Origin of the sequence: Treponema sp. UBA3813, assembly GCA_002368605.1 — a bacterium.
In the GTDB taxonomy this organism is placed as follows: Bacteria; Spirochaetota; Spirochaetia; order Treponematales; family Treponemataceae; genus Treponema_D.
Map to the genome: position 1 here is coordinate 4,816 of DFEB01000080.1, position 12,025 is coordinate 16,840.

At 45.0% G+C, this 12,025-nt stretch carries 9 protein-coding genes, 1 tRNA gene and 1 pseudogene; 6 read left to right on the plus strand and 5 right to left on the minus strand.

The features are described from left to right. Positions 1-307: 307 nt before the first annotated feature. A tRNA-Val gene (locus B2089_RS11930) sits at positions 308-382 on the minus strand. A 139-nt stretch (positions 383-521) separates the two neighbouring features. Continuing rightward, positions 522-1,316, minus strand: coding sequence for a 16S rRNA (uracil(1498)-N(3))-methyltransferase (locus B2089_RS11935; protein ID WP_296321916.1), 795 nt, complete (start codon positions 1,314-1,316; stop codon positions 522-524). Positions 1,317-1,554: 238 nt separating this feature from the next. Here B2089_RS11935 and B2089_RS11940 point away from each other — a divergent pair, with 238 nt between their 5' ends. Continuing rightward, on the plus strand, positions 1,555-3,282 hold the full coding sequence (locus tag B2089_RS11940; RefSeq protein WP_296321913.1) for a hypothetical protein: 1,728 nt from the start codon (positions 1,555-1,557) through the stop codon (positions 3,280-3,282). 2 nt (positions 3,283-3,284) lie between these two features. Here B2089_RS11940 and B2089_RS11945 read toward each other — a convergent pair whose 3' ends face one another. Further along, entirely contained in the window at positions 3,285-4,145 is an 861-nt protein-coding gene (locus B2089_RS11945) for an ABC transporter ATP-binding protein (protein WP_296321911.1), read from the minus strand. Positions 4,146-4,249: 104 nt separating this feature from the next. On the opposite strand from B2089_RS11945, the gene dnaX reads away from it, so the two are divergent. From dnaX to recR, 3 genes are read left to right on the plus strand one after another with little or no spacing between them, the layout of a single operon-like run. Continuing rightward, the gene (gene dnaX / locus B2089_RS11950) at positions 4,250-6,136 is read left to right on the plus strand and encodes a DNA polymerase III subunit gamma/tau (protein WP_296687457.1); all 1,887 of its coding nucleotides are present in this window, start codon (positions 4,250-4,252) and stop codon (positions 6,134-6,136) included. A 23-nt stretch (positions 6,137-6,159) separates the two neighbouring features. Beyond that, positions 6,160-6,465, plus strand: coding sequence for a YbaB/EbfC family nucleoid-associated protein (locus B2089_RS11955; RefSeq protein WP_296321905.1), 306 nt, complete (start codon positions 6,160-6,162; stop codon positions 6,463-6,465). Positions 6,466-6,474: 9 nt separating this feature from the next. Next, complete coding sequence (recR, locus tag B2089_RS11960) at positions 6,475-7,065, plus strand: recombination mediator RecR (protein ID WP_296321902.1); 591 nt, start codon at positions 6,475-6,477, stop codon at positions 7,063-7,065. 6 nt (positions 7,066-7,071) lie between these two features. On the opposite strand, the gene B2089_RS11965 is transcribed toward recR, so the two are convergent. After that, positions 7,072-7,506 (minus strand): hypothetical protein, encoded by a 435-nt coding sequence (locus tag B2089_RS11965; RefSeq protein ID WP_296321899.1) that lies wholly within the window; start codon positions 7,504-7,506, stop codon positions 7,072-7,074. A gap of 125 nt (positions 7,507-7,631) precedes the next feature. Between B2089_RS11965 and B2089_RS11970 the strand changes: the two genes are divergently transcribed. Further along, positions 7,632-9,356, plus strand: a complete 1,725-nt coding sequence (locus B2089_RS11970) for a GGDEF domain-containing protein (RefSeq protein ID WP_296321894.1) — start codon at positions 7,632-7,634, stop codon at positions 9,354-9,356. Between the two features lie 9 nt (positions 9,357-9,365). After that, a complete protein-coding gene (gene purD / locus B2089_RS11975; RefSeq protein WP_296321891.1) occupies positions 9,366-10,703 on the plus strand; it encodes a phosphoribosylamine--glycine ligase in 1,338 nt (445 codons plus the stop codon). A 179-nt stretch (positions 10,704-10,882) separates the two neighbouring features. Here the strand turns inward: purD and B2089_RS11980 are convergent. Beyond that, positions 10,883-12,025 (minus strand): annotated as a pseudogene (locus B2089_RS11980) (glutamine synthetase type III); the annotation flags it as partial.

The window sequence follows — 12,025 nt, forward strand, 5'->3', positions numbered from 1 at the left end:
ATAGCTGCCTAAAAACAGCGAAGACCGCTCTCAATCGAGGGCGGTTTTTTGTTTTTAATAGAATTTGTAAAAAAAGAAAAAAGCCCATAATGGTCAATACTTAGAGAGCGACGGCGAAGCCGGCAAAAGTCGTGAGGCGACTTTTGAGCGAGTCTCCGAGCGGCTGTGCCGCGAAGGGGATTGAACTAGTGACATCTACCGTGTGAAGGTAGGGAGCCGGTCGCCGAAGGCGAAAAAACTTGTGAGACAAGTTTTTAGGCGAGTCTCGGTGAGAGCTATGCTCGAACCGCGGAAGCGCAAATATTTTTGGTGGTCAATACTGGGTTCGAACCAGTGACTTCTACCGTGTGAAGGTAGCACTCTACCACTGAGTTAATTGACCACCAAAAATACTCTACCACGAAAAAATCATAGATTTTTCCGAGAATCGCTCAAAACCTGCCTCGCAGGTTTTGCCCCTGACGGGTCGCTCCCTATGAGCTAATCGACCATTAAAGGCACTTGCAAAACTGTGAAATATTTTATTGAAGATAACCCATTGCGTCAAGAATGATGGAGCTTGCCACGGTTGCCGCCGTCTCGGTGCGGAGAATGCGGCTGCCCATTGAGCAGAGGGTAAATCCCGCCCGCTCCAGTAAATCACGCTCCCGGTCAGTCCAGCCCCGCTCGCTTCCGATAGCCGCCAGCACTGAGTGAGCCGACTCATGCTCCAAAAATTCATGCAGAGAAGATGAAGGGCGTCGATTGTCCAAAGCGATTTTCGAAGCAGTCTCCCATTCAGAAAAATCACCCTCAGAAGAAGAATTCTCCCCCAAAGAACAATTATGCACTATGCATTGTGCATTATGAATTAAAACCTCGTCCAGCGATTCCGCAACTTCAAGAAGGGGAACATGGGTGCTGGCAGCCTGAGCTGTTCCGTCCAAAAGCATCTGGTAGGCGCTTCCGTCAGAGACGACATTTGAATTCAAATAAGATTTTTCGGTCAAATCTGTGCCGCAAAGAATCACGCGCTGAACGCCAAGCCCCGCTACATCCCGCAAAAGCCTGCGCAACTGAATGGGTCGGGGGAAACCGATAATCAGCGTGAGGGGATAGAGTTTTTTGCCCGCAGATTTCGGCTCAAAGGTAAATGAAATTTCGCCATCAGGGGAAATTCCCGTAATCGTGGCAAGCCCGGCCGCTCCGCCGATAATGCCCGCATCAAAAGAATCTCCCGCTTTTTTATGAAGGATTTTCACGATATGCTGGGCCCGCTCGTCTTTTTTGGGCAGGGGATTTTTGATTTCTTCATGGGTAAAAAGACAAATATTCATAATTATTCAGACCTTACTTTAACTCTCTCACTTATATTTTATAAAAAAATTGGAAAAAAATCACATAATTGGATAGTGTTAAAAAAGTCTCAGTTATATCCATGATACAAGGCAAAAGCCCTTGATTTTTTTTTGATTTGAGTTATAATCTTTCTTAGTAAAAAGTAACGATATTTAAGTTATACAAAAAGTCCCTATAAGTAAGTTAAACAAAAAGTGGTTTTGAACAGGGGCTTTTATGAAGAAGATTACTTTTTACATTCCACTTTTTGCTTTCTTTTTTTTCACGGCTTGTGAATTTGCCGTTGAATTAGAAACCGATTTTCCAACATCTAATGGCATTTCTCACTCAAACATTGAGCCAAATCAGTCACGCTCAGTTGACTTTTCATCTTCGGAACCGATTCTTGAAGTAGAAGCATCAACAAAATCTCTCACGATTTCTGGAGATTTGGCCGGAAAAACCGTCTACTATGTGCAAGTAAACACCGGAAACGCAAAAGTCGATAATTCTCTCGTCCGTTACATCTCTTCAGACTCAGAACGAGCGGCGGTTTCAACAGAATCTGAAGAGATTTTTCAAGAATCAGAGACAAGCAAAGAAGGTATCATCTGCCATCACGGCTATGATTTTCACCCAGAATTCACAGGCCCAGCAGAGAGAAGCGTATATTACCCACGGGAAGTTTCAAAACTCTCATACAATGTCGGCATTACAAAAAAACAGATTTTCACTGCACGCACAGAATATGAATACGAAAAAAAAGCGGCCACGCTCTGGGCTTTCAACGAAATCTGCAATGTGTGGATTGTTGATGACGACCCTTATATTTCAAGCAAGTCTGCAAAAGAAAGCATAGCAAAAAAATATGCAGAAAATTTCAAAGCGCTCTACCCCCTTGTCCGCAATATTTTTGGAAAAGAATCAGATTTTATTTACTCAAGTACGCACGGTTCAAAAGCAGAACTTTCTTCAGTGAGCGACACAGGCACAAAAGTAAACATCGTCATCTACGATTTATTCAACGACAAAAGCCTCGGAAACACGGTGGGATTCTTTTCTAGCATGGACTATTACATGAACGGGCTTGCCTTCAGCAATGTCACAATTAAAAATTCAAATGAAGGCAAATACTTCTACATCGACTCTTACTTCGCAAAAACAAAAAATGGACTTACCCTTTCAACACTCGCCCATGAATTCCAGCACATGATTAACTTCGGTGTAAAGACAATGAACGGAATCTCAATTGATTCGAACTTCAACGAAATGCTTTCTATGCTTTGTGAAGACATGCTGCAAGAATACCTCGGAATCAGCGACACAGACTCTCCGAAAGGTCGTCTCCGCGAATTCATCTCACAATATTATAATACAGGTATCAGAAATTTTGATAATACGACACTTTCTTACGCAAATGCTTATGGTTTTGGTGCTTGGCTTTGCCGACAGTATGGAGGAGCTGCCCTTGTAAGAGAGATGATGCAGAATTCTAAATCAAATAATGATTGTATCGTCAGTGCCGTGAACGCTTTGAACAGATCAGACTATGACTTCGATGAAATTTTTGGAAAATTCATTATGGCCTGCCTTGGTGATACGGTATATACATTTAATCAAGATGCAGAACAAACTGTCAGATATTCACAAGGTGGACTTGTTTACGACTATCCGATGGCAGCAATCAATCTTTGGGGTGGAGACAATTCAGTCACGATTCCCTCTGGATCACGATACCGATTTTTCAACAGCATTATGACTTATCTCACACCTGACTACAAAGAAAGTTATCAGGGGCCAGCTATTTTCAAAAATAATACGATTTCATCACTTTCTGAAGGCTACGGAATGATTATTAAAAGTTACCGCACACTTTCAGAAAACGAGGATTCCATTACGCTTAACTTCACATCGAATTCAGGAAAAACAAACACAGGAATCGTCACTTATATTTACATCAAATAATATTATTTTGACTCCGCTTTTTCTTCTTTCTTTTCGTGGAGAGAATTCAAATACTCACGGCTCAGATTCTCGTGGTCTTTGAGCATGGCATAGGGAACGCCGTAAGCCTTTTCGACCTCGTCGCGGGTAAGGACTTCTTCGGGAGTGCCGAGGGCCATATTGCGGTCAGGATAGAAAAGCAGAACAGTGTCGGCGTATTTTTTGGTCAAATCAAGCTCGTGCATTGAGATATAAATCGTCGTTCCGGTTTTGTGGACAAATTCTTTAAGATAAGCGAGGGCATTTTCTTTCTGGTAATTTTCCATTGCAAAAAGAGGCTCATCCATGAAGAGGGATGCGCTGCCGTACAAGATTCCGAAAGCAAGCAGAACACGCTGAATCTCCCCCTTGCTCAATTTCGTGAGGGGATGCTCCAAAACATTCTTCAGTTCAAAGACATCGATTACCTCGCCAAGCAAATCTCCGCCCTCTGTAGTGTCGCGGATTGCCTTTGCCTTTCCTTTGAGGGCTCCATTCTGATAAACATAAGAAAGAAGCTCGCTCACTTTGTCTTCGGTTTCAAATTCCATGTTCTGATAAATCACCGAAGCGAGGAGATTTTTTTCTTCTTCGGGAAGATTTGCGGGATTTTGCCCCAAAAGGGAGACTGTGCCGCCAGTGGGAGAGAGACGGCCGCTTGCCAAAAGCATGAGTGTTGACTTTCCGCAGCCATTCTGACCCACAAAACTTACGAATCCTTTGGGAAGCTGGGCTGAAAAATGCTCAAAAACCGGCTTCGGCTCAATCTGCTTGCCGTTTTCGTCCAAATCGCCTTCTACCGGCGGGTATGTAAAAGTCACATCATTAAATTCAAGAAAATCCATGTTATAAAGATAGTAGAATTTGAGCGAAAAGTCGAGATTTTTTCTTCTATGTATTTTTTTCTTCTATGATTGAGTAAAGGTGATTTTTCGACTAAAATGATTTTATGTCTTACGAAGTAACTGCGACCCGTCGCCGCCCGCAAGCTTTTGAAGCTCTTGCCGGTCAGGAATTTGTAGCTGAAACGCTCAAAAATTCGATTCAATCACAGAAAATTGCTCATGCCTATCTTTTTTCAGGCCCCCGCGGTTGTGGAAAAACTTCCACCGCCCGAATTTTGGCAAAAGCGCTCAACTGTGCCAATGGACCTACGGCCACTCCCTGCGGAAAGTGCCAGCAATGTCTCGAAATCACAAAGGGCGCCAGCACTGACGTAATCGAAATCGACGGTGCGTCAAATACTTCCGTAAACGATGTCCGACAGATTAAGGACGAAGTTCTCTTCCCGCCGCAAAGCTCAAGATACAAGATTTACATTATCGACGAGGTTCACATGCTCTCAACCTCGGCTTTCAATGCTTTGCTCAAGACAATCGAAGAGCCGCCACCATACTGTATTTTCATCTTCGCGACTACAGAACTCCAGAAAGTTCCAGCCACGATTAAATCCCGCTGTCAGCAATTCAATTTCCGTCTCGTTCCCATCGAGCGAGTAAAACAGCTTTTGGCAGAAGCCGCCGCCGAAATCAACATCAAGGCTGATGACGAGGCGCTTTACTGGGTTGCCCGCGAGTCCACAGGCTCCGTGCGGGATGCCTACACTCTTTTTGACCAAGTTGCGGCTTTTTCTGGCGACCACATCACTTACGACAAAATCAGAGACAAGCTGGGCTTGGTGGGAGTTGACCGGCTCAACGCTGTCTTTGAGGACGCGGCCCAGAACAAGACTCAGGAAGCCCTTCTTAAAATCGATGAATTCTTGCAGAACGGAGTTTCAATCGAACAGTTTATCGTGAACTGCACGGAATATTTGCGTTCTCTTCTATTAATTCGTGCAGGAATCACAAAAGAAGCTTTGCTGGGACAGTCCCGCGAGCGATATTCGCAGCTTGTTTTGCAGGCTTGGAACCCGATTCAGCTTGAGCGTGCCCTTTCTATCCTCTTACAGCTTTACCGAGACATCCGCTATTCCCTTTCACCCCGATATGAGCTGGAACTGGCTTTTTCAAGATTAAGCTGGCTCAATCAGTATGTCTCGCCCAGCGAAGTCAAAAAAGCCATCGATGAGGCAAAATCCCTCTTGATGCAGGGAAACGCAGCCCAGGGCGCACAGTCGGCTCCGAAAGCTCAGGCACAGCCTTCTGTCACACAGAATGCCTCGCAGGCTCCACGGCAATTTATCTCAATGCCTCAGCCAGCTTCCGCCCCTCGGAACATTTTCGCGCCAGCTCCACAAAATGCTCCGGCCCAGGCAACGCAATCGCTTCCTACCGACATGGGCAGCATGAGCGAAGATTTTGCACCTCCCGACCCCACGCCAGAAAACGCAGGAAGTCAGCAATCTTTTAGCTACGGCGGAGCTGTGCCGCCTGAACAAACAGCGGCACCCAATCATAGCAGCAATTCCTCAGATTTCCGCGAGCTTGCAATCAAGGAACTTTCCATGCGCGATCCAATGCTTGGGAGTTCCCTTTTGCAAACAGGAGCCTGGATTAAAACAGGGAGCACGGTCACAACCCAGGTCTCTTCTGGCTATCTTAAAATGCAGCTGGACTCACACAAGCCGAAGATTTCAAAATTCCTTTCGGACTTGTACAATGAACCACTGCAATTTGAAGTCACGCTTCATCAAATCGTCACGACGCCTGTTGAGAAAACAGCTCCTGTACAGGTAAAACTGCTCTGTGACATTTTTAAGGGTCAGGTTATCGGTCACTCAAAAAAAAGCGAGCAGGAAATCACAGCCGAAAACGCAGAACGATCGACCGAACAAAGCGAAGGCAAGAACGAAAACAATGAAGAAACTTCGGAAGAGGATGAGCAAACTGATTAAACAAACCACAAGGAGAACATAACATGAATCCATTCGATATGGTAAAAAACCTCAAGAATCTTGAAGGCACAATGAACACAATGAAAGAAGAGCTTGCTCAAATCAGCGAGACTGGCTCTTCTGGCGGAAATATCGTGCAAGTCACGCTGAACGGCAAATTTGAAGTCACTGCCGTAAAGTTGGATCCTATCGCCGTTGACCCGCGGGACGTTCAGATGCTTCAGGATTTAATCGTTGCCGCTCACCACGCCGCAATGGACAAGGTTCAGGAGCGAATCAAAGAAAAATCAGGCGCGCTTTTGGGCGGAATGAATATTCCCGGTCTTTAAGGCAAAAAAATGACAGCGATTGACGAACTCACCGATTCATTTTCCCGCCTGCCAGGAATAGGCAAAAAATCAGCCGGACGACTGGTAAATTATATTCTCAAAGCAGATTCTGCATGGATTACCCGTTTTGCAAATCAACTCGCCACTTTGCAGGACAAAATTCACGCCTGCTCAGTCTGCGGCGCATGGACAGAAAACGATCCCTGTGCGATTTGCTCAAATCCCATGCGAGACCAGAGCGTCATCTGTGTGGTGGAGCAGCCGCAAGATGTGGCCACAATCGAAAGCGCCCACGAATTTTCCGGTCTTTTTCATGTTTTGGGAGGAGTTATCGCGCCCCTTGAAGGAATCGGGCCAGACCAGTTGCGTATCGCCCAGCTTTTGGAGCGGGTTCGTGGCGGTCAGGTCAAGGAAGTGATTTTGGCAACAAATCCCACTGTCGAAGGCGACACGACGGCTCTTTACATCCAGCGGCTTTTGTCAGAAATCGAAGGCCTTACGGTCACCCGCCTTGCCAGTGGCTTACCAGTTGGCGGAGATTTGGAATACGCGGACAGGCTCACTCTGGCCAGAAGTTTCCGCGGCAGAATGAAGATTTAGAGCTTTCTACTCGCGTCTGTGCGGGTTTCCTCTGTAACATTCTGAACAACCGGTCACAAGTACATGTTTTTTGCCCTCGGTTCGGTTAAAAAGGCGGGCAATCAGCTCTCCGTCTAAAGGCACTTCTTTTCCGCAAACAGGGCAAGTTCTTTTTACGCCCGGCTCTGGCCGGGGATAGCAATGGGGGCAGCCATGAACGGTCATTCTTTGGTCAGCGGTAGTCATGGGGCGGTAAATACGCGAAAACATATCTTCATTTTTGGCAAGAGGCGTTGAACAAAGGGGGCAACGCACGAAATCAATTTTTCCATTTTCATCTTTTTGAGTACGCAAATCATTGTTTTTTGGAGCAGATTTTGCCTGCACTTTCTTGAATTTTATAAAAAGCATAAGCGCAAAAATCAAAATAATCGCGCCAATGAATAAAAAAAAGTAGTCCATGTTTTTATTATCGGATAGAAGTTCGCTTTTCGTCAAAGCAATCGAAATTTGTAAAGATTTTGTTTTAAAATAATGAAAACAGTGGTATAATGTAAGGACTGATATTTAAAAATACGGAGTCTGACTTGGAATCAATCAATCAGCGAAGATTAAGTGATATAACTTTTGTAATCGACAAAGACTTGAATGTCAAAGACGGTAATCGCTCATTCTTGCGTCTCATACACAAAACTGATTTCAATTTAAATATCTCATATATTCTTGAAGATTTCGATGCGGCAAATTTCAGATATTTCCTCGAAAATTTTAAGGGTAATCAGAAAAAGCGAAGTTTTATAGCAACTATAAAACCTTTCGAAAACTATATTTCATGTATTTTTACTGTAACAAAAGAAGGAGATTTTTTCAGAATTATCATCGAAGAACTCTCATATTCAAGGCAGCTGTTGGACAAAGCCCTTCTTGAAAGCCGAGAACTAACAGCCCTTATTCAAAATTTCGACACAAACTATTTCATCTTCGACGGTAAAAAATACACTCTCAAAAATACAAAAGACCTCACCACAATTTTTACAGGTTCGAAAGAAGAATTTGAAGCATATTTCTCAAAAACTTTTAAAATAAATCTCTATCATGATGATACAGTCGCCCAACTCAAATCAATGTTTGAGAATATCAGTAATTTTATTTCAAATAAATATTATACTTTTCTCCAAACCGATAAAAAACTTTTTACGATTCACACGCTCAAAACAAGCACGCGATCAAGCTCCCTTATTATCGGTGCAATTAATCTCAACAAAGACAATGAACCGACCATGAACACTTATTCCGAAAGTCGGGACGGTCTTACAGGTCTCTACAACAAAAAAGCCATCACGGAAATGGCAATCAAAAAAATCAACGAAGAGAAATCCCCCTGCTCCCTCATTATTCTCGATGCCGACAAATTCAAGGAATGCAACGACTCTTACGGTCATGTTTTCGGCGACCGGGTTTTGGTTACAATCGCAAGCTGTATCACTGACGCAATCAAGGGCAAGGGAATCGCGGGCCGCATCGGTGGCGACGAATTCCTCATCATCCTCGACTTAACCGAAGAAGACGATATCCGCAATGTCACGCGAAATATCCGCACGGGCATTCAATGGAACATCACCAATGTTGAGCCTGGCAGCATGGTCACCTGCTCCATGGGCATCGCCCGCTTTCCCCTTCACGCAAAAAATTACGAGGAGCTTTTCCAAGTCGCTGACAAGTCTCTTTACATAGCAAAATATCGTGGCCGAAACTGTTACATCATCTACAAACCCGAAATTCATGACAAAATCATCTTTGAAAACAAACAAGTTGATGACAGAGTTTCTAGCGGTCAGTTCTACGATGAAAATGTCAGCAAAAAACTTGAAATCCTCAATCTGCTCTCAAAAGTCAAAAAAGACAAACCTGCATCCATAAAAAAACTTCTTGAAATGCTCAGGGAACACCTGCAAATTTCAAAAATCACTATTTACGATGAAAATTTCGATGTCACCTATATCGTTGGGGCTGATTCAATTGATGTACGGGGAAAATATATAAAATCCAACAAGCACTACTTCCAGATTTTCAATAAATACGGATTTTTCCATCAAAATAACACAAATGTTTTGGGCTCAATCGACGGCGACCGCTACGACATGTACCGAAATGCAAATATCTCTTCAATTCTCGAAGTTCTCGCTAAAGACAAAAAAGGTAATCCCCGCCTGCTGATTTGTTATGATCTCTACAAACCAGGCCGTTCTTTTGTCCGGGATGAAGTATCTTTTGCTCTTCTTGTGGCTAGAAAACTTTCTGAAATTCTGTAAAATATAAGCATGAAAGTTTTAGTTATCGGAAGCGGCGGTCGCGAACACACAATCGCATGGCGGCTCGCCCAGTCAAATCGCGTATCAGAAGTTATCTGCGTACCGGGAAACGGCGGTACGGCTCATGAATCAAAATGCAAAAACATCAATCCAAAAGATAATCCGGCTTTGCAGAATTTGTCCCTCAATGAAGCGGCAGTAAATGTCGCCCTCAGCGAAAAAGTTGACTTTGCTGTCATCGGCCCGGAAGATCCTCTTGCAGAAGGAATCGCTGATTCTCTCTGGAACGCCGGGATTCCAACGGTGGGTCCAAAGGCAAAGGGCGCGGCTCTCGAAGCATCAAAAGACCTTTCTAAAATCTTCATGAAAAAATACGGCGTTGCCTGTGCTGATTCAGAAACATTCACCGACAAAAGCTCAGCCCTGGAATACATCCGCCAGAAGGGCGCGCCAATCGTCATCAAGGCAGACGGTCTTGCGGCAGGAAAAGGCGTTGTCGTCGCAAAAACTCTCGAAGAAGCCGAAAATGCAGTCGAAGAACTTACGGCAAATTTGGGAGAGGCCGGCAAAAAGCTCGTAATCGAAGAATATTTGCAGGGCGTTGAGATTTCAGTTTTGGCGGCAGTCAGCGTCACAGAAGAAAGCGCGGCAAAGGGCACGGCCTGTATCAAGGCATTCCTGCCAGCCCGCGACCACAAACGACTTCTCGACGGAGCGCAAGGCCCGAACACTGGCGGAATGGGAGCTGTATGCCCCCTCAGCGATGTCACACCAGAGACAATGGCCGCGTTTGAGAAAAATATCTTGCAACCAACACTCAAAGGCCTGGTCGCCGAAAAAATGGACTACCGGGGCTTTATTTTCTTCGGTCTCATGATTACAAAAGATGGTCCGAAAGCCCTGGAATACAATGTCCGCTTGGGAGACCCTGAGACTCAGGCTGTCCTTCCTATGATGGATTTTGATTTCTCTGAATTGTGCGAGGCAATCACAAACGGCACGCTCAACAAATTTGAAATGAAGTGGAAGAGCGGATTTCAGGTCGCTCCGGTTGCTGTTTCTGGCGGCTATCCGCTCAAATATGCAAAAGGCAAAGTCATCACGCTTTCAAACAGCGTTATTGACGCGGCGGGAGCAAAAGTGTTCATCGCGGGCGCAATCGAAGACCGCCGGGCAAAAACTCCGACTCTCATCACAAGCGGAGGCCGCGTTCTCGCATGTTCCGCTCACGGAGATTCATTCGACGAGGCATGGAAAAAAGCCTACGAAGCTCTGGGTGGCGTAAATTTTGAGGGAATGTTCTTCCGAAAAGACATAGGTTTGCCAGGAGCAGCAGAAAGTAATTAAGAAAAAAAAGATTAGAAAAGGCAAATGCCGAGTTTGCATTGGCTGAATAAGCCAAAATATGCGTAGGCTGGGTTCTGACAAAAGGTCGCTTGAACTTGTTCACCGCGACCTTTTTGGCAGGTTCCAGCCGAGAGCATATTTTGATTTTGTTCAATCATTCAAAACTCGGCATTCGTATTTTAAACACGGAATAGCAAATCGCTGTAGCTTGGATAAGGCTTGTATTTTTCGCCTAGGATTGGCTCAATCTGGTCTGCGATTTTGCGGGTGGCTTCCATTTGAGGAATCACTTTGTCCACATAGAATCGCGCCTGCTTTGGCACATCGACGATAGTACAAGCATCGTTGTGAATTTTCTCCAGTTTTTGAGCATTTTCGTCCAGCTTGTCGGCTAGCGCGGTGATTTTTTTGAGGGCGTTGGTCTGTGCGCTGCATTTTGCGCTTGGAATTACCGCCATCACCTTAGAGGCAGATTTTGCCACATCGCTCATAAAGGCATAGCTTGCCGGCAAAATATCCTTGTAAATCATGTCCAGCATGGTGTTTACTTCGATGTTGAGCACTTTCGAGTATTTTTCAAGTTTGACCTCGTGGTGGCTCTTCATCTCGCTTTCGCTGTAAACGCCGTATTTTGAGAACATTTCGATATTCTGGGCGTCAAGGTAGTGCTCCATTGCGTCCGGCAAAGTTTTAAGGTTCAAAAGGCCGCGTTTTTCGGCTTCCTTTACCCATTCGTCATCGTAGCCGTTACCGTTGAAGATGATTTTCTTATGCTCGATGATTTTTTCTTTGATGAGTTCCTGTAAGTCTGTGTTCAGGTCTTTTGAATTTTCAAGCCGTGTGGCAAATTCGTCCAATGTTTCGGCGACAATCGTGTTGAGAACCACATTTGGGCCGGAAATTGAGAGAGATGAACCCAGAGAGCGGAACTCGAATTTGTTTCCCGTGAAGGCAAAGGGGGACGTTCTGTTTCGGTCGGTGGTGTCTTTTGGAATCGCCGGAAGGACAGAAACGCCAATCTGCATTTTTTCGTGAGATTTCTGGCTGTAAGGAGAGCCGGTCTCGATGGAGTCCAAAACAGCCTGCAATTCGTCCCCGATGAACATAGAGATAATGGCAGGAGGCGCCTCGTTTGCGCCAAGTCGGTGATCGTTTCCGGCAGAAGCAACGCTGTCACGGAGCAAATCCTGATGCTTGTCCACGGCCTGAATCACGGCCGTGAGCATTAAAAGGAACTGGGCATTCTCCCGCGGAGTTTCGCCAGGCTCAAGAAGGTTAAAGCCGTCATCAGTGCTCATTGACCAGTTGTTGTGCTTTCCGCT